Annotated in this window: 16 protein-coding genes; 6 read left to right on the top strand and 10 right to left on the bottom strand. The window is 69.2% G+C overall.

The features are described 5' to 3' along the window. The first annotated feature begins 280 nt into the window (after positions 1 to 280). Together ACWGI2_RS30175 and ACWGI2_RS30170 are read left to right on the top strand one after the other, a co-directional pair. Complete coding sequence (locus ACWGI2_RS30175) at positions 281 to 1297, top strand: acyl-CoA desaturase (protein ID WP_453400168.1); 1017 nt, start codon at positions 281 to 283, stop codon at positions 1295 to 1297. Further along, the gene (locus ACWGI2_RS30170; RefSeq protein ID WP_344522139.1) at positions 1294 to 1980 is read left to right on the top strand and encodes a TetR/AcrR family transcriptional regulator; all 687 of its coding nucleotides are present in this window, start codon (positions 1294 to 1296) and stop codon (positions 1978 to 1980) included. Before ACWGI2_RS30175 ends, ACWGI2_RS30170 begins: the two co-directional genes overlap by 4 nt. Before the next feature lie 214 nt (positions 1981 to 2194). On the opposite strand, the gene ACWGI2_RS30165 is transcribed toward ACWGI2_RS30170, so the two are convergent. Continuing rightward, positions 2195 to 2575: a glyoxalase gene (locus ACWGI2_RS30165; protein ID WP_453698740.1), complete on the bottom strand. Its 381-nt coding sequence runs from the start codon at positions 2573 to 2575 to the stop codon at positions 2195 to 2197. A 5-nt stretch (positions 2576 to 2580) separates the two neighbouring features. Then, on the bottom strand, positions 2581 to 3435 hold the full coding sequence (locus ACWGI2_RS30160) for a trans-aconitate 2-methyltransferase (protein ID WP_453698739.1): 855 nt from the start codon (positions 3433 to 3435) through the stop codon (positions 2581 to 2583). Between the two features lie 183 nt (positions 3436 to 3618). Here ACWGI2_RS30160 and ACWGI2_RS30155 point away from each other — a divergent pair, with 183 nt between their 5' ends. Next, the gene (locus ACWGI2_RS30155) at positions 3619 to 4116 is read left to right on the top strand and encodes a MarR family winged helix-turn-helix transcriptional regulator (protein ID WP_160505514.1); all 498 of its coding nucleotides are present in this window, start codon (positions 3619 to 3621) and stop codon (positions 4114 to 4116) included. Here the strand turns inward: ACWGI2_RS30155 and ACWGI2_RS30150 are convergent. After that, complete coding sequence (locus tag ACWGI2_RS30150; protein ID WP_160505515.1) at positions 4075 to 4851, bottom strand: LuxR C-terminal-related transcriptional regulator; 777 nt, start codon at positions 4849 to 4851, stop codon at positions 4075 to 4077. The two genes, ACWGI2_RS30155 and ACWGI2_RS30150, sit on opposite strands and share 42 nt — an antisense overlap. A 273-nt stretch (positions 4852 to 5124) precedes the next feature. Between ACWGI2_RS30150 and ACWGI2_RS30145 the strand changes: the two genes are divergently transcribed. Next, the gene (locus ACWGI2_RS30145) at positions 5125 to 5580 is read left to right on the top strand and encodes a GNAT family N-acetyltransferase (RefSeq protein ID WP_453698738.1); all 456 of its coding nucleotides are present in this window, start codon (positions 5125 to 5127) and stop codon (positions 5578 to 5580) included. A gap of 246 nt (positions 5581 to 5826) precedes the next feature. On the opposite strand, the gene galK is transcribed toward ACWGI2_RS30145, so the two are convergent. The 3 genes from galK to galT are packed head-to-tail and all read right to left on the bottom strand — an operon-like array spanning position 5827 to position 9034. Further along, positions 5827 to 6981, bottom strand: a complete 1155-nt coding sequence (galK, locus tag ACWGI2_RS30140; protein WP_453698736.1) for a galactokinase — start codon at positions 6979 to 6981, stop codon at positions 5827 to 5829. A 29-nt stretch (positions 6982 to 7010) separates the two neighbouring features. Next, positions 7011 to 7964, bottom strand: a complete 954-nt coding sequence (gene galE, locus ACWGI2_RS30135) for a UDP-glucose 4-epimerase GalE (protein ID WP_453400162.1) — start codon at positions 7962 to 7964, stop codon at positions 7011 to 7013. Further along, positions 7961 to 9034 (bottom strand): galactose-1-phosphate uridylyltransferase, encoded by a 1074-nt coding sequence (gene galT, locus ACWGI2_RS30130; RefSeq protein WP_453698735.1) that lies wholly within the window; start codon positions 9032 to 9034, stop codon positions 7961 to 7963. The genes galE and galT overlap by 4 nt, the downstream gene beginning before the upstream one ends. 228 nt (positions 9035 to 9262) lie before the next feature. On the opposite strand from galT, the gene ACWGI2_RS30125 reads away from it, so the two are divergent. Both ACWGI2_RS30125 and ACWGI2_RS30120 read left to right on the top strand, forming a co-directional pair. Further along, the gene (locus ACWGI2_RS30125) at positions 9263 to 10945 is read left to right on the top strand and encodes a sodium:solute symporter family protein (protein ID WP_453698733.1); all 1683 of its coding nucleotides are present in this window, start codon (positions 9263 to 9265) and stop codon (positions 10943 to 10945) included. A 24-nt stretch (positions 10946 to 10969) separates the two neighbouring features. Further along, positions 10970 to 11254: a hypothetical protein gene (locus ACWGI2_RS30120; protein ID WP_453698731.1), complete on the top strand. Its 285-nt coding sequence runs from the start codon at positions 10970 to 10972 to the stop codon at positions 11252 to 11254. A 22-nt stretch (positions 11255 to 11276) separates the two neighbouring features. On the opposite strand, the gene ACWGI2_RS30115 is transcribed toward ACWGI2_RS30120, so the two are convergent. From ACWGI2_RS30115 to ACWGI2_RS30100, 4 genes are all read right to left on the bottom strand, one after another. Further along, positions 11277 to 12002 carry a helix-turn-helix transcriptional regulator gene (locus ACWGI2_RS30115; protein WP_453698730.1) on the bottom strand — a complete coding sequence of 242 codons (726 nt, stop codon included), beginning with the start codon at positions 12000 to 12002 and terminating at the stop codon, positions 11277 to 11279. A 263-nt stretch (positions 12003 to 12265) separates the two neighbouring features. Continuing rightward, on the bottom strand, positions 12266 to 14113 hold the full coding sequence (locus ACWGI2_RS30110) for an outer membrane protein assembly factor BamB family protein (RefSeq protein WP_453698729.1): 1848 nt from the start codon (positions 14111 to 14113) through the stop codon (positions 12266 to 12268). 70 nt (positions 14114 to 14183) lie between these two features. Then, positions 14184 to 16031, bottom strand: coding sequence for an outer membrane protein assembly factor BamB family protein (locus ACWGI2_RS30105; protein ID WP_453698728.1), 1848 nt, complete (start codon positions 16029 to 16031; stop codon positions 14184 to 14186). Positions 16032 to 16177: 146 nt separating this feature from the next. Then, entirely contained in the window at positions 16178 to 18013 is a 1836-nt protein-coding gene (locus tag ACWGI2_RS30100) for an ABC-F family ATP-binding cassette domain-containing protein (RefSeq protein WP_453698727.1), read from the bottom strand. Positions 18014 to 18130: the final 117 nt, after the last annotated feature.

The raw sequence follows: 18130 nt of genomic DNA, 5'->3' as shown, positions 1-18130 counted from the left end.
TCCTTGCAGTGTTGAAGCACGTCAGGTCTGGGAGGGGTCCCCGGGCGGATAGGAATCCGCGTCCGGGGGAACTAGAGAGAGCGGACCGCGCTGTCCGACCGTTTCCAAGGATAGGTGTCACTTCGCGGCACGGACTCGCAGCCTCTTGCCGCCGGGTTCCGCGCTGCCATACTTACGTCGCCGTAGGTTACGGGACCGTAGATAACGCGGGTCCCGTGATCGTGCGCCCGCCGCACCCGCGCCGTGACCCTCAACCCTCGACCCCACAGGGGACGTGCCCATGACCACATCTTCCGATGCGTATTCCGACACCGATGTGATCGAAGACGCTTCGCGATCGACGACCGACGACGCCCTTTCACCGTCTTCCGCCCCCTCAGCGACGCTGGGCGGTGAGCAGAAACGGTCGCTCGAGCAGATGGCTCTGCTGCTGTTCATCACTGTCCCGTTCCTCGCCCTGGTCGCGGCGGTGCCGCTGGCCTGGGGCTGGGGGGTGAGCTGGCTCGACCTCGGCCTGCTGGTGTTCATGTACTACCTGGGCTGCCACGGCATCACGATCGGTTTCCACCGCTACTTCACGCATGGCTCCTTCAAGGCGAAGCGTCCGCTGCGGATCGCGCTGGCCGTGGCGGGTTCGATGGCGGTGGAGGGCCCGCTGGTCCGCTGGGTGGCGGATCACCGCAAGCATCACAAGTTCTCCGACGCGGAGGGCGACCCGCACTCTCCGTGGCGCTTCGGCGAGACGGTTCCGGCCCTGATGAAGGGGCTGTGGTGGGCGCACATCGGCTGGATGTTCGATGAGGAGCAGACGTCGCAGGAGAAGTACGCGCCGGATCTGATCAAGGACCCGGCGCTGCGCAGGATCTCCCGCCAGTTCCTGCTCTGGACGATCGTGTCGCTCGCGATTCCGCCGCTGGTCGGTGGGCTTGTGACGATGTCGTGGTGGGGCGCTTTCACGGCGTTCTTCTGGGGCTCGCTGGTGCGGGTCGCGCTGCTGCACCACGTGACGTGGTCGATCAACTCGATCTGCCACGCGGTGGGCAAGCGCCCGTTCAAGTCGCGTGACCGCTCCGGCAACGTGTGGTGGCTCGCGGTCCTGTCCTGCGGCGAGTCGTGGCACAACCTCCACCACGCCGATCCGACGTCGGCGCGGCACGGTGTGCTGAAGGGCCAGGTCGACTCGTCGGCCCGGATCATCCGCTGGTGCGAGCAGCTGGGGTGGGCGTCGGATGTGCGCTGGCCGTCGGAGTCCCGTATCGACTCCCGCCGGAAGCAGAAGACCGTCGGCCCGGCATGATTGACGACGTGGCGACCGACTCCAGCAATTCCAGTCCTTCCAGCAAAGAGAAGCAGCCCCGGCGTACGCGCCGGACCCGGATGACGGGTGCCGAGCGCCGGGAGCAGTTGCTGGACATCGGCCGCACGCTCTTCGCCGCCAAGGGCTTCGAGGGCACGTCGGTGGAGGAGATCGCGGCGAAGGCCGGCGTCTCCAAGCCTGTCGTGTACGAGCATTTCGGCGGCAAGGAGGGGCTGTACGCGGTGGTGGTGGACCGCGAGATGCGGGCGCTGCTCGACGGTGTGACGGGGGCGTTGACGGCGGGCCATCCGCGGGAGCTCCTGGAGCAGGCGGCGTTCGCCCTCCTGGACTACATCGAGACGTACACGGACGGTTTCCGCATCCTGGTCCGCGATTCGCCGGTGGCGCAGTCGACGGGCACGTTCGCCTCGTTGATCTCGGACATCGCGACGCAGGTGGAGGACATCCTGGGCCAGGAGTTCAAGACGCGGGGCTTCGACCAGAAACTGGCCCCTCTGTACGCGCAGGCCCTGGTCGGCATGGTCGCGCTGACGGGCCAGTGGTGGCTGGATGTACGCAAGCCGAAGAAGGCGGAGGTCGCGGCGCATCTGGTGAACCTGGCGTGGCACGGCTTGGACGGGCTTGAGCCGAAGCCGCGGTTGATAGGGCACAGGAAGAGCTAGCCCCGAGGGCGGACGCCTGCACACCGGGGCTCTGCCCCCCCCCGGGGGTCGAGCGCCCCGGGCCCTGCTCTGGGCCAGTGAGCCTCGGTGGACGCCCGGGCGGTGCCCGCTCTCAAAGACCGCCGCTTCGCGGCGGATCTCTCCCACCCACCCACCCGATTACCCCGGGGTGATCGGGTGGGTGGGCGGGGAGCATCCGCCGCGAAGCGGCGGTTCAGTGCCGGGGCAACGCCCCCGGTACCGGCTCCAGGAACTCCAGTCGGTTGCCGACCGGGTCGGTCGCGTAGAAGCGGCGGTGGCCCGGCAGGGCGTGGTCCCAGGTGACGGGGGCTCCCCGGGAGGAGAGGCGTTCCGCGTACGCGGTGATGCCCCGTACCCGCAGTCCTGGGTGCGCCTTTCGTGCGGGGCGGAAGTCCACCTCGACGCCGAGGTGCAGTTGCACGGCCCCCGCCACGAACCAGCATCCGCCCCGCGCGGCAAGCACCGGCGGCTTGGGGATCTCCGTCATGCCGAGTACGTCGACGTAGAAGGCCCGAAGCTCCGGCTCGCTTCCCGGGGGAGCGGCCAGCTGGATGTGGTCGATGCCGGTCAGCATGGGGCTCAGCCCTCCCGCCGGGCCACGGCGAAGACCCTGCGGAAGGGGAAGACCGTGCCCCGCGCCCCCGCCGGGTACGCCTTCCTCAGCAGCTCCCCGTACTCGGAGAGGAACGCTTCCCGTGCCTCCGCGTCGTCCGCGAGGGCCGTCAGCACAGGCCGCAGGCCCGTCCCCTTCACCCAGTCCAGGACGGGATCCTCCCCCTCAAGCAGGTGCAGATACGTCGTCTCCCACGCGTCCACCTCACACCCCAGCGGGACGAGGCGTTCCAGATAGGCCGTCGGCGAGAGCACCGCGTCCGCGTGGCGGAGCCGCCCGCCGAGCCGGTCCCGCCACCGCTCGGACTCGCTCAGCTCGCGCATCAGGACGTGGCTGGGGGCGTCGAAGTTGCCCGGTACCTGGAAGGCGAAGGTGCCGCCGGGGGCGAGCGCCGCGATCCAGGCGGGGAAGGAGTCCGGGTGGCCCGGCACCCACTGGAGGGTCGCGTTGGACAGGATCAGGTCGTACGTCCCCTCGGGCGGCGCCCAGTCCCCGGCGTCCGCCGCGGCGAAGTCCAGGCGGCCGCCGCCGGACGTGGGGCCCGCCAGGCGTTCGGCCTGCTCCAGCATCTGGGGGGAGTTGTCGTAGCCGGTGATGTGCGCCGCGGGCCAGCGTTCGGCGAGGAGCCGCGTGACGTTGCCGGGGCCGCAGCCCAGGTCCGCGATGCGGGGCGGACGGCCACCGGTGGCGGGGAGTTCGGGCACGCGGGCCAGCAGGTCCACGAAGGGCCGGGCGCGGTGCCCGGAGTGGCGCAGGTACTGACCCGGGTCCCAGGTGGGGGCAGAGCTGGGGGCGGGGCTGCTGCTGGGGGCGGCGGACATCAGGTGGGCCTCCTCGGGGCAAAGTTCCTCGGACCTCGGCGTCGTACTGCCTTCGCGCAGACGTCGTACCAGCGTCACGCCACCGTCGTACCGGCGCCATACGCACGTCGTAGTGCCATCCTCAACCCGAAGTATCTTGACGTCAAGAGACTTCACGTCGACAGACCCCCTACACTGATCGACATGGAGGACGAGGTCGACCGTCTGGTCGCGGCATGGCGCCGGGAGCGCCCTGACCTCGACGTGGAACCACTCGAGGTGCTCAGCCGCGTCAGCAGGCTCGCGCGGCATCTCGACAGGGCCCGGCGGCTCGCGTTCTCCGAGCACAATCTGGAGCCGTGGGAGTTCGACGTACTGACGTCGCTGCGGCGCGCGGGCGCGCCCTATCAGCTCTCCCCCGGTCAGCTCCTCACCCAGACCCTGGTCACGTCCGGCACGATGACCAACCGTATCGACCGGCTCGCGAAGAAGGGCCTCGTCGAGCGGCTGCCTGATCCGAGCGACCGGCGTGGCGTGCTTGTGCGGCTGACCGAGGAAGGGCAGGACCGCGCGGACCAGGCCCTCGCCGGACTCCTCAAGCAGGAGCGGGCGATCCTCGCCGAGCTCTCGCGCGGGCAGCGCGGCGAACTGGCCGGGCTGCTACGCCAGTTGACCGCCCCGTTCGACAACATCCCCGGCTAGGTCGACCGGCCCCACGCCTGCCCTGCGCGCCAGCGCGACGGCCGCGAGCGTGGAGTGGACGCCCAGCTTCCCCAGTACGTTCTGCATGTGCGTACGCACCGTGTGCGGGGAGAGGAAGAGGCGCTCGGCCACGGCCTTCCTGCCGAGGCCCGCCACCATGCAGCGAAGGACCTCGCGCTCGCGCGGGGTCAGCGACTCCACGAGGCGCTCGGATTCGGTGCGGTGCTTGCGGGCGGCGGTCAGCTCGCGCAGGACGCCGGTGAGCAGGGCGGGCGGCAGGTGCGTCTCTTCCCGCAGCACGCCCCGTATGACCGTCAGGAGCCGGGACAGTGAGCAGTCCTTGGCGACCCAGCCCGAGGCGCCCGCCTGCAGTGCCAGGGCGGCCCGGCGCGGGTCGTCCTTCTCGGCGAGTACGACGGTGCGGACCATCGGCTGGCCCGAACGGACCCCGGCCACCAGGGATATGCCGTCCACCAGACCGTCCGCGTTGCCCTCCTGCACCGAAGGCGCGGGCCGCACGCCCTGCACGGCGCTGGCGGACGCGCCCAGGTCGGCGTCGACGAGCAGCACGTCGTATCTGCGCCCCTCGGCTATCGCCCGCTCCAGGCAGCGCAGTGCGGCCGGGCCGCTGCCCGCCGCGGACACGTCGACGTCGGGCTCCGCCGCCAGTGCCGCCGCGAGCGACTCGGCGAAGATGCGATGGTCGTCGACGACCAGGACTCGGATACGAACCACTGAAACCCCCTTCCCCAAGCCCTCCTCGGAGAGCAGGGGATACCCCCGTCAAAATGACGTCGGAGGACGCACGGTGCGGGCACGACACCCGGAACGGGGGTCGCCGCAGTCGCACGGCCGCCGCCGAGCTGTGACTGCCACCCCCACGCCGGGTGTCGTACCCGACTCTCTCGCCCCCTGATCAGTGCCGGCCCCCACCGGCACTGCCACTCAGAGTAGGGCCGCACGGCAGGAGCGGAAGGTAATTTACAGAACTGACTGGCCAGCGCGTTTATGGTGAGCCGTATGTTTCGTATTGAGACAGGAGTCGACAAAGAGCGGTTCGCTCTGCTCCTCGCCGGACTCGAGGACGCGAACACGCGGGCGTCACCGGTGATCCGCGCACTGCGGGGCACGCCGCAGGATCGTGAAATACCGCTGGCGGTCTGGCTCCTGGAACGCACGGAGGGCCTGGTCGGCGGCCTCGCCGGACACACCTGGGGCCGCTGGCTCCACGTGAACTACCTCTGGGTCAGCACGAAGCACCGGGGCGCGGGCCTCGGCGCCCAACTCCTCGCGGAGGCGGAACGCATCGCACGCGAGGAACGCGAATGCCTCAACTCCCGCGTGGAAACATGGGACTTCCAGGCACCGGGGTTCTATCGGGGCCAGGGCTACGAGGTGGTGTCGGTGATCCCGGACTACCCGGAAGGCGCCAAGGAGTTCACGCTCACGAAGCGGCTGACCTGATGCCATGATCATCCTGCCGAAGCGCCTGGACGAGCTCCTGAACGACATCGACGACGTCCGCGGGGCCGCTCTGGCCGTCGCGTTCAGCTGTCAGCGGATGATGGAGGAGGCCGGTGCGTGGCACAAGGCGTCCCGCAGGTCCGGACTCACCTGCCAGGCCGTGGCCCGGCAGGCCCAGTTGGACGTCAGCCGCTGGCACATGTCGTTGCCACCGAGCCGAATCCGAACGAGCCCGCGGAGTGAACGTCACGCCACCCGTCGCGCCCCCGCCGAAGGGACCGCCGGGAACACCCGTGGTGCTGTGAAGCTCGCTGAAGTGAAGGCCTCCAGGATTGACTTCGTCACTGGGGCTGCGTCCGGCTCCTCCACCAGGACGATCGCCGAGCCGCCGAAGCCGCCGCCCGTCATGCGGGCACCGATCGCGCCCGCCGTGTTCGCGGAGGACACCACCAGGTCCAACTCCTCGCAGGAGATGCGGAGGTCGTCCCGGAGCGAGACGTGACCTTCGGTCAGGATCGGGCCGATTGCTCTTACCTCTCCCGCGTCCAGCAGGCCGATGACCTGCTCCACCCGGTGGTCGTCCGAGACGACGTGGCGTACGTAGCTGCGGATCTTCTCGTCCGTCAGTTTGGCCAGGGCGGCGGGGAGTTCGGCGTACGGAACGTCCCTCAGGTGGGTCACGCCCAGTTGCCGTGCGCCCTCCTCGCAGCCGGCCCGCCGCTCGGCGTACGCCCCGTCGCCCAGCTCGTGCTTGACCCGGGTGTCGACCACCAGGAGCTGGAGGCCCTGTGCCGCGAGGTCGAAGGGGATCTGGCGTATCGAGAGGTCCCGGCAGTCCAGGTGCAGGGCGTGGCCCTCGGTGGCGCACGCGGAGGCCATCTGGTCCATCACGCCGCACGGCACGCCCACGAAGGCGTTCTCGGCGCGCTGGGAAAGGACCGCCAACTCAGGGGCACTCAGGCCGAGTTCGTACAGGTCGTTCAGGGCCAGTGCCGTGACCACCTCCAGCGCCGCCGACGAGGACAGGCCCGCCCCCGTCGGCACGGTCGAGGCGAGGTGGATGTCGGCGCCCCCGGAGACCGCGTGGCCCGCCTCCCGCAAAGCCCACACCACGCCTGCCGGGTAGGCGGCCCAGCCGCCCTGCCCGTACTTGGACAGGGGCGTCAGGTCCTCGACCCGCAGCTCGGCGACCGGGGCGTCGATGTCCGCCGAGTGCAGGCGCAGGACGCCGTCGGCGCGGCGCGCCACCGCCGCCACCGCGGTGTGCGGCAGCGCGAGCGGCATCACGAAGCCTTCGTTGAAGTCCGTGTACTCGCCGATGAGGTTGACCCGGCCAGGGGCCGACCAGACCCCCTCCGCCTCGTACCCGTACAGCTCCGCGAACTGCCCCGCTACGTCCATCAGTTACCCCTTAACCCCTGTTGTTCAGGTCAGCGCTGGGCGAACGCCCATGCGTCGGCGACGATGCCCGCGAGGTCCGCGCGGGACGGATTCCAGCCGAGCCGCTCCCGCGCGGTGGCCGCGGACGCGACGAGGACCGCGGGGTCGCCGCCGCGGCGCGGGGCCATGACCTCGGGGATCGGGTGCCCGGTGACCTGGCGGACGGTTTCGATGACCTCGCGTACGGAGAAGCCGTTGCCGTTGCCGAGGTTGCAGATCAGGTGCTCGCCGGAGGTGGCCGCCTCGACGGCGAGGAGGTGCGCCTGCGCCAGGTCCGCGACGTGGATGTAGTCGCGGACGCAGGTGCCGTCCGGGGTCGGGTAGTCGTCGCCGAAGACGTTGATCGCCTCGCGACGGCCCTGCGCGACCTGGAGGACGAGGGGGATCAGGTGCGACTCCGGGTCGTGCCGCTCGCCGTAGGCGCCGTACGCGCCCGCCACGTTGAAGTAGCGCAGCGACACCGCGCCCAGGCCGTGGGCGGTGGCCTCGCCGGTGATCATGTGGTCGACGGCGAGCTTCGAGGCGCCGTACGGAGACGTGGGGGCCGTCGGGTCGGTCTCCGTGATGGGGGTGCTGACCGGTTCGCCGTACGTCGCGGCGGTGGAGGAGAACACCAGCTTGCGGACATCGGAGGAACGCATCGCGGCCAGCAGCGCCATCGTGCCGCCGACGTTGTTGTCCCAGTACTTCTCGGGCTTCGCGACGGACTCGCCGACCTGCGAGAAGGCGGCGAAGTGCAACACGGCGTCGAAGGAGGAGTCCAGCCACTTGGCGGCATCGCGGATGTCGCCCTCGATGAACGTCGCGCCGGCCGGGACGCCCTCGCGGAAGCCGGTCGAGAGGTTGTCGAGGACGGTCACCTCGTGCCCGGCCTCGATCAGATGCTGGGCCACCACGCTTCCCACATAGCCCGCCCCGCCGGTGACCAGGTACTTACCGCTCATGAACTCGCTACCTCTCGCAGTCGCTGGGCCGCGGCTTCCGGCGGCACGTCGTTGATGAACACGCTCATGCCGGATTCGGAACCCGCGAGGAACTTCAGCTTGCCCGAAGTGCGGCGAATGGTGAAAAGCTCGAGGTGGAGTGCGAAGTCGTCCCGGTTGACCCCGTCATGTCCGTCCAGTGCGCCGAAGGGCGCCTGGTGCCAGGCGGCGATGTACGGCGTGAGCGGCTCACCCTCGGTTCCACCGTCACCGAAGATCCGGTCGAAGCGCCTCAACAGTTCCAGATAGACCTGGGGAAACTCTGTGCGCGCCGCCTCGTCGAGCCCGAGCAGGTCCGGCACCCGGCGCTTGGGGTAGAGGTGCACCTCGTACGGCCAGTGCGCGGAGTAGGGGACGAACGCCACCCAGTGCTCGGCGTCCAGGACCACCCGCTCCCCCGCCGACTCCTCGGCCACGACGTCGTCGAAGAGGTTGCGGCCGCCCGTCGCCTCCTTGTGCGCGGCGAGCGACCTCAGCATCAGGGACGTACGCGGGGTGACGAAGGGATAGGCGTAGATCTGCCCGTGCGGGTGGCCCAGGGTCACGCCGATCTCGGCGCCGCGGTTCTCGAAGCAGAACACCTGCTCGACGGAGGGGAGGTGCGAGAGCTCGGCGGTCCTGTCCGTCCAGGCGTCCAGGACGAGGCCCGCCTGCGCCTCGGTGAGGTCGGCGAAGGACGAGTCGTGGTCGGAGGTGAAGCAGACGACCTCGCAGCGTCCGGCGTCCCCGGCCAGCGAGGGGAAGCGGTTCTCGAAGACGACCACGTCGTACGAGGAGTCGGGGACCTCGCTCAGGCGCTCCCCCTCGGAGGGGCAGAGCGGGCACTCGTCGGCCGGAGGGTGGTAGGTGCGGCCCTGGCGGTGCGAGGCGATGGCGACCGCGTCGCCCAGGAGCGGGTCGCGGCGGATCTCCGATGTGGTGGAGATGGGGTCCAGGGGCCTCCGGTCGATGGCGTCGCGCACCGCGTCGTCGCGCGAGTCGTAGTAGATGAGCTCACGACCGTCTGCGAGACGGGTCGAGGTCTTCTTCACGTCCGGGGCTCCTCACCAACACCCACCCAACATAACCGCACACAACAAATCACAAGGCAACAGCATCGTCAATGCCGCTGCCGCACAGGTGTGGCCGAGCGCCAGTTGCGCGGACGCGATCGGCGTCCGATCACAATCCAACAAAGAACACCAACAGAAGCCTTCAGTTATTGAAGTGAGAGGCGTAGGTTCCGGTCTGATCAGTTCGCGCAACGAAGCGAGTTCCCCATGCAGTCCCCCACACAGACCCTGGCCGAGGGGCTTCGGCTGCCCACCAACGGCCTCGACTACGCGATCCTCGCGATCTACTTCGCCGTGGTCCTCGGCATCGGCTTCGCCGCCCGCCGCTCCGTGAAGACCAGCCTCGACTTCTTCCTCTCGGGCCGCTCCCTGCCCGCCTGGGTCACCGGCCTCGCGTTCGTCGCCGCGAACCTCGGCGCCACCGAGATCCTGGGCATGGCGGCGACCGGCGCCCAGTACGGCGTCGCGGTCGTCCACTGGTACTGGATCGGCGCCATCCCCGCGATGGTCTTCCTCGGCCTCGTGATGATGCCGTTCTACTACCGCAGCAAGGTCCGCTCGGTCCCCGAGTTCCTGCTCCAGCGCTTCGACAAGTCGGCGCACCTGCTGAGCTCGGTGCTCTTCGCGTTCGCGGCGATACTCATCGCGGGCGTGAACCTCTACGCCCTGTCGATCGTCGTCGAGGCGCTCCTGGGCTGGCCGCAGTGGGTGGCCATCGTGGTCGCCGGGTTCTTCGTCCTGGCGTACATCACGATCGGCGGGCTCTCCTCGGCGATCTACAACGAAGTCCTCCAGTTCTTCGTGATCCTCGCCGCGCTCATCCCGATCTGCGTCATCGGCCTGAAGAAGGTCGGCGGCTGGGACGGCCTGTCCGGGTCGATCGAGAAGTCGCACGGTGAGAACTTCATGACCGCCTGGGGCGGCACCGGCATCGGCGACGCCAACCCGCTGGGCGCGAACTGGCTGACGATCATCCTCGGCCTCGGCTTCGTGCTCTCCTTCGGCTACTGGACGACCAACTTCGCCGAGGTGCAGCGCGCCCTGTCCGCGAAGAACCTCTCCGCCGCCCAGCGCACCCCGCTGATCGCCGCCTTCCCGAAGATCTTCATCGTCTTCCTGGTGATGATCCCGGGCCTGGTCGCGGCCGTACTCGTCCCGAAGATCGGCACCGCAGGGTCGGATCTGACGTACAACGACGCGATCCCGTACCTGATGCAGGAGTTGCTGCCCAACGGCGTGCTCGGCATCGCGGTGACCGGTCTGCTCGCGGCGTTCATGGCAGGCATGGCGGCGAACGTGTCGTCCTTCAACACCGTCTTCACGTACGACATCTGGGCGAAGTACGTGGTCAAGGGCCGCGAGGACGGCTACTACCTGAACTTCGGCCGGCTGATCACCGCGATCGGCGTCCTCGCCTCCATCGGAACGGCCTTCATCGCCTCGTCGTTCTCGAACATCATGGGGTACCTCCAGACGCTGTTCTCCTTCTTCAACGTCCCGATGTTCGTGGTCTTCATCATCGGCATGTTCTGGAAGCGCGCCTCCATGAAGTCCGGTGTGTGGGGCCTGCTCGCGGGCACGACCGCCGCGATGGTCAACTACTTCTGGATCTACAAGCAGGGCGTCATCGACATCCCGACCGACCAGGGCGCCAACTTCGTCTCGGCGATCGTCGGCTTCGTCGCGGGCGCCGTGGTGATGGTCGTCGTCACGCTCTTCACCGCCCCCAAGCCGGAGGCCGAACTGGCCGGTCTGGTCTACGGGACGACCGCGCCGGGCATCGACGAACCACCGGCCGAGGGCGACGACGCGTGGTACCGCAAGCCCGCGCTGCTCGGCTGGGGAGCGATCGTGCTCGCCGCGGCCTGCTACCTGCCGTACTCGCTCTAATCCCGATCGGAGGTCTGGAAGAACATGTCTGAACTGCAGAACGAAGTCTCCGCACTGGAGCGCAAGTCCGCCACCGCGGCCCGTCTCTTCGACATCCGGCGGATCATCGGCGGTCTGTTCGTCGTCTACGGAATCATCGTGACGATCGCCGGAATCTCCCCGTCCGACGCCGACATGAAGAAGGCCGAGGACATCAACATCAACCTCTGGACGGGCCTGGCCATGCTGGCGCTCGGGCTCTTCTTCCTCGCCTGGCTGTGGCTGCGCCCCACGCCACCGCCCACCGAGGCACCCGAAGAAGACCAGTAACACCCCGCGTCGGGGCCCGAGTTCACTGTGCCGGTGACTCGGGCCCCGTCGGCGTCTCCGCGTCGTCCGTGAAGGCCGGCGCGGGCCGTTCCGCACGGTCGAGGAGCCCCGTCCGCGCCGCCAGCGCCGCGGCCTCCAGGCGGGACCCGACGCCCAGTTTCATCAGGACGCGCTGTACGTGCGTGCGGGCCGTGCTCGGCGCGATCCCCATCCCGGCGGCGATGAGACGGGTGTCCTCGCCATCCGCGACCCGCACCAGGACCTCGACCTCGCGCGGCGTCAGCATCTGAAGCAGCCGCTGCCCCTCGTCATCGGGCTGCGCCGCCGGATTGAGCAGCTCGCTGAAGGCGCCCTGGAGCAGCTGCGGCGCGACGGCCGCCTCGCCGGCTCTCGCCTTCATGATGGCGCGCTCGACACCCTCGATGCGCTCGTCATGGCGTACGTACCCGGAGGCGCCCGCGGCGAAGGCGGCGGCGATGCCGCGCGGGCTCGGCACCGGGCCCAGCACCACCACGGCGACCTGCGGCCGCTCCCGCTTGATCTTCACGACCGGATCGAACATGCCGGCCTCCGCGGGCGTCGCGGTGCCGAGCAGGCAGACCTCGGGGGCCCGGCTGATGACCAGCTCCGCCGCCCCGGCCGCGGGCGCGGCCGCGGCGAGCACCCGGTGTCCGCGCAGCTTCAAGGCCGAGGCGAGTGCCTCGGCGAGCAGTCGGTGGTCGTCGACCACCATGAGTCGCACACCCATCGAGCAACCCCCCACTTTCCCCCACGGATCCCCCACGGATCGAGGGCCCCCCGGCCCCACGCCCACTCATCCCCCGGAAGCTACACGCTTGTTCGACGCCGCGCGCCCCCTACCGGCGATAAGCGGCCCGGAATGCCGAAATCCCGGCCAAATACGAGTGAGAGGGAGTACGTACGTACGGAATGGCGCACGCGAGAAACGCCAGCGGCCCCGCTCCTCATGGGGAACGGGGCCGTCCGGTGCGTACGCGGAGGTCAGGAGACCTACTGGGCGACGAAGCCCAGGGCCGTGTACTCCTTCTCGTCCTTCGAGTACGGCTTGCTGATCAGCTCCTTGCCGAGGTACAGCATGCCGTCGGTGTAAAGGAGTTCGTTCGATTTCGGGACCATGCCGCTGATGGCGCTGCCCACGGACTCGGCCGCGGGCGTCTCCAGGAGCTTGGTCTCCTTCATCGTCTTGCCGTTGATGGAGACGACCTGGGCGCCCTTGTCGTAGCCCGCGTCCTTGTACGCCAGGATGTTGCCGCCGTCCATGCGGATCGGGAACATCTCGCCGTCCTCGCCCGCGTCGGCACGGTCACCCGTGGTCTTGCCGGTGGCCAGCGAGAACGCGATGATCTCGTTCGTCTGGCTGTAGCCGTCACCGCCGCCGTCGTGCTGGCGGGTGGGGACGTAGAGCTTGTCGTTGCCGACGGCCAGCGAGGTGCAGGCGTAGATGACGTTGACCTCGCAGTCGTGGTCGTACTTGCCGTCGGGCAGCGAGATCTTGGCGCGGAGCTTGCCCTGGTCGTCGAGCGAGAAGGCGTCCGTGACGCCGCTCGCGGTGATCTCCTGGGTGTCCTGGCCGAAGACGACCGGGCGGGTCGAGATGATCTTGGCGTTGTCGACGCCCGGCGTCACCGGGTAGGTCCACTTGGAATCGCCGGTCTTGGGGTCGAGGAGCTGGACCTTGAGCTTCTCGTCGCCGTAGTCACCGCACTTCTGGACGGCGACGAGCTGCTCGCCGCCCGCGTAGCCCTCGTCCTGGCACTCTTCGCTGGGGTTGGGCTCCCACAGGTGGTCGCCCGACGTGAGGTCGAAGGCCGCGCCACCGGCGCTCGAACCGGCCGCGACGGTGCTGCCGCTGATGGTGACCTCCTGGACGCGGGCGGCCATGCTGCCCTCGTCGATGGTCTCCGTCCAGAGGCTCTTGCCGTTCTTCAGGTCGACCGCGGAGATCTGCGAACAGGTCTTGTGGTCACCCTTCTTCTTCCGCTTGCCCTCTTCGTAGGCGACCGCGACGATGCCGTCCTTGGTGACCTCGCGCGAGCCCGCGCACGTCTGGCCGGCCAGCGGCAGCGTCCACAGCTCCTTGCCGTCGGACGGGTCGTACCCGACGATCTCGTTGACACCCGCCTTGGCGTAGACGTCCTCGGTGAGCCAGGAGCCCTTGATGCTCCAGACGTCGTCCTTGGGGACCTCGGGCTGCGGGAGCTGCATGGAGACGGTGGCGCTGGTGTTGGCCGGGACCTTCTCCGTGCCGGGGCCGCTCGGGCCCTGCTCCTCGCCGCCCTTCTGCTCCCCTTCGCCGCCCTTGCCGCCGCCGGTCGAGCCCTCGGAGCTCGCCTCGGTGTCGTCCTTGCCGGACGTCGAGGCGTAGATGACGCCGCCGCCGACGATCACGGCGATGGCGACGACCGCAGCGATGATGATCTTCATCTGGCTGCTGAGCTTCGAACCACCCGAGCCGCCGGGCGCGCCTGCCTGCGGGGCCATCGGCATCGTGCCGGGCTGCTGGTAGGCGCCGTACGGGGCCTGCTGGCCGTACGGCTGCGTCGGCTGGTTGTACGGCTGAGTCGGCTGGCCCGGGTAGCCGTAGCCCTGGGGCTGGCCGGGGGGCGGGGTGCCGGGGGCCTGCGGTGCCTGCGGGTAGCCGTAGTTGGGCTGGCCCTGCGGCGGGGTCGGCGGCTGGGCAGGGGGTGTCGGCGGCTGCGCGGGCGGCGGGGTCTGCGGGTAGCCGTACGACGGGTCGGCCGGCTCGGGGGCCTTGCCGAAACCGCCGGGCGGGGGGTCCTGCGGTGCGCCGAACCCGCCCTGCGGGGGCTCGTTGGGCGGCTGGGGCGGCTGGGTCATGACGTCGATTCCTTGGGGACGAGAGATGAACTGAGCGAAGAGGGCGCGGGCGCCTGCCCGGCGGCGAAGATCACTTGCCGTAGGCCAGCATCAGCTTCTCCTGGCCCTTCGCGCTGCCCGAGAGCCGCGTGGTGGAGATGTAGAAGCGGCCGTCCACGTAGTCGACGTCCTTCGAGTAGAAGCCGCTCTCGATCTCGGCGGTCCCCTCGGGGTTCTTCAGGAGCGTCTTCGGCGTGTGCGAGCCCGAGAGCGGGATCGAGACGACCTGACCGCCGGAGTCGTACGACGGGTTGACGTAGGCGATGAGCGAACCGCCGTCCATCTTCATCGGCAGCATCGATTCCTCCAGCGGCGACTTCACGCGCCAGGCCTCCTTGCCGGTGGCGAGACTGATCGCCACGACCTCGTTGGCTCCGGAGGTCGCCTCGGTCGGCAGGTAGAGGTTCTTGTCGTCGGTCGTCGCACCCAGGCAGCCCTGCAGACTGCCGCCGAGGAACGTCGAACCGCCGCACTCCGGCGCGAACTTCTCGTCGACGGCGACCTCAGAGCGGGTGTCGCTGCTGTTGGGCTTCAGCGTGGTGATGTTCCACTGCTTCTTGTCCTCGTTGGTGAGGTGGACGATCGTCGGGCTCTCGGAGTAGATCCGGCTGATCTGCCAGCCCTTGGGGAACTTCTTCGTCCACACGGCCTTGCCGGACTTCGGGTCGATCTGCTGGAGCTCGTCGTGCTCCGTGGAGGAACCGGCACCGCACGACAGGGCGCGGAGCATCTTCTTCCCGCCGGTGAAGCCGCTGGGGAAGCAGGTGCCCTCGTCCTTCTTCTCGGACACGAAGAGTTCCTTGCCGTCGCTCACCCGCAGCGCCGTGCCGGACTGGGAGCGGCCGACCATCAGCGTGTCACCGGTGATGGAGAGGTCGACGTTGAGGGACATGTCGAAGAGGCCCTCCTCCTCGACCGGCTTGACCCAGCCCTTGTCACCGGTCTTCAGGTCGACGATCTGAACCTGGCTGCACTTGGCGTCGTCCTTCTGGCCGTCCTTGTACGCGACGAAGATCTTGTTGTCCTTCGTGACCTGCGGGGTCGTGCCACAGATCTTCTGCGGGAACTTGACCGTCGGCCAGGCCGAGTCGCCCGTCTTGACGTTGTAGGCGCTGATCTCCTTGTACGCCGCCTTGGCGGCGATGTCGCCCTGGACCCACATGCCGTTGGCGTCGGCGCCCGAGCCGGGCACCTTGGGCGCTTCCTTGTAGAAGAGCACCTTCGACTCGCCGGGCTGGCGGCCCGCGTTGAGGTCTTCCTTCTCCTCTTCCCCGTCGCCCTCGCCGTCGCCCGGGTTGACCGGTGCGGACTCGCCGGCCTTCGGGTCGTCGCTCTTGCCGGCGACGGGCTTCTTCTTGCCGCCGCCGTCGTCACCGCCGACGACCGCCCAGGCGACGCCGCCGATGACGAGCGCCGCGGCCGCGACGGCCGCCACGATCAGACCGGGCTTGCCCTTGAAGGGGTTCTTGCCGCCACCGCCGCCGGGCGGGGTGCCGGGCACGCCGGGGCCGCCGGGGAACTGCTGCTGCGGGTAGCCGTACTGGGGCTGCTGGGCGTAGGGGCCCGGCTGCGTGGGCTGGCCGTAGGGACCCGGCTGAGCGGGCTGCGTGGGCTGGCCGTAAGGTCCGGGCTGGTTGTACGGTCCGGGCTGGCCGGGCTGCTGCGGGTAGCCGTAACCCGGCTGGGGCACGGGCGGAGTCTGCGGGTAGCCGTAGCCGGGCTGGGGCGCGGGCGGAGTCTGCGGGGCTCCCGACGGCGGGGCCGGCGGCCGGCCGGGCATCTGCGGTGGCTGGCCCGGTGGCTGCGGCGCGGAACCCTGCTGTGGATCCTGCGGAGCTCCGAAACCGCCGGACGGCGGCTGGTTGGGCGGCTGAGTCATCAGCGCTTCCCCCTTCACTGATTTTTCGGCACGCCAAGTGGTGCTCAGGCCGACCTTTCTATCACCCTGCGGCACTAGCACAACTGACCGGTCCGCCCCCTGTTCCCAAGGGAGGACCGGCCCGTGATGCGTCTGTTACGAGACCTCTACGCGCTCTCCGCGAGCTCCAGCCAGCGCATCTCCAACTCGTCGCGCTCGCTGACGAGTTCACGCAGCTCCGCGTCCAGTTTCGCCACCTTTTCGAAGTCGGTGGCGTTATCGGCGATTTGGGCGTGCAGCCAGGTCTCCTTCGTGGACATCTTGTCCAGCTGCCGCTCGATCTTCTGGAGTTCCTTCTTCGCGGCGCGGGCGTCGGCGGAGGAGACGGTCTTCTGCGGGGCGGCCGGTGCGGAGGACCCGGACGACCCGGACGACGGGGCGAGAGGAGCCGCGGGGGCGCCCGCGTCCGCCATCCGCTTGCGCCGCTCCAGGTACTCGTCGATGCCGCGCGGCAGCATGCGCATCGTGGCGTCGCCGAGCAGGGCGAAGACCTTGTCGGTCGTCCGCTCCAGGAAGAACCGGTCGTGGGAGATCACGACCATCGACCCCGGCCAGCCGTCGAGGACGTCTTCGAGCTGGGTCAACGTCTCGATGTCGAGGTCGTTCGTCGGCTCGTCGAGGAAGAGGACGTTCGGCTCGTCCATCAGGAGCCGAAGCAGCTGGAGCCGCCGCCGCTCACCGCCGGACAGGTCGCCGACGGGAGTCCACTGCTTCTCCTTGTTGAACCCGAACGTCTCGCAGAGCTGCCCCGCGGTCATCTCCCGGCCCTTGCCGAGGTCGACCCGCTCGCGCACCTGCTGCACGGCCTGCAACACCCGCAGCGTCGGGGAGAGTTCGGCGACTTCCTGCGACAGATAGGCCAGCTTCACGGTCTTTCCGACGACCACACGCCCCGCCTCGGGCTGTACGTCGCCGTCGGAGCGCTGCGCCTGCGCCATGGCCCGCAGGAGCGAGGTCTTGCCGGCGCCGTTGACACCGACCAGGCCGATGCGGTCGCCGGGGCCGAGCTGCCAGGTCAGATGCTTGAGCAGCACCTTGGGCCCGGCCTGGACGGTCACGTCCTCAAGGTCGAAGACGGTCTTGCCGAGCCGTGTCGTCGCGAACTTCATCAGCTCACTGCTGTCGCGGGGCGGCGGCACGTCGGCGATGAGTTCGTTGGCGGCCTCGATGCGGTACCGGGGCTTGCTGGTACGGGCGGGTGCGCCGCGCCGCAGCCAGGCAAGCTCCTTGCGCATCAGGTTCTTACGCTTGGTCTCCTCGGTGGCCGCGATGCGCTCACGCTCGGCACGGGCGAAGACGTAATCGGAGTACCCGCCCTCGTACTCGTAGACAGACCCGCTCTGTACGTCCCACATGCGCGTGCACACCTGGTCCAGGAACCAGCGGTCGTGCGTGACGCAGACGAGCGCCGAGCGCCGCGTGCGCAGGTGCTCGGCGAGCCAGGCGATGCCTTCGACGTCCAGGTGGTTGGTCGGCTCGTCGAGCACGATCAGGTCGGGCTCGCCGATGAGCAGCTTCGCGAGCGCGATACGGCGCCGCTCGCCACCGGAGAGCGGCCCGATGACGGTGTCGAGCCCCTGCGGAAAGCCCGGCATGTCGAGCCCGCCGAACAGGCCGGTGAGCACGTCCCGGATCTTGGCGCTGCCCGCCCACTCGTGATCGGCGAGGTCACCGATGACCTCGTGCCGCACGGTGGCCTCGGGGTCGAGGGAGTCGTGCTGGGTCAGCACGCCGAGCTGAAGCCCGCCGTTGTGCGTGACCCGCCCGGAGTCCGCCTCCTCCAGCTTGGCGAGCATGCGGATGAGGGTGGTCTTGCCGTCTCCGTTGCGCCCCACGACGCCGATCCGGTCCCCCTCGGACACGCCGAGGGAGACACCGTCGAGCAGGGCACGGGTGCCGTACACCTTGCTGACTGCCTCGACATTGACCAGGTTGACGGCCATTAACGCTCCAGGGAAGGGGATCGATCGACCTCCAGCGTAGTCGCCCGGCGGGGGCGGCCTTCGCGCGCTCCGGAGTGCAGAAGTGATCACTCTTTGTGATGACGCGGCTGAGAATTC

It is taken from the genome of Streptomyces sp. NPDC054866 (assembly GCF_053610745.1).
Note: the sequence above shows the minus strand (reverse complement) of the source record. Positions and strands in the feature narration are given on the sequence as shown.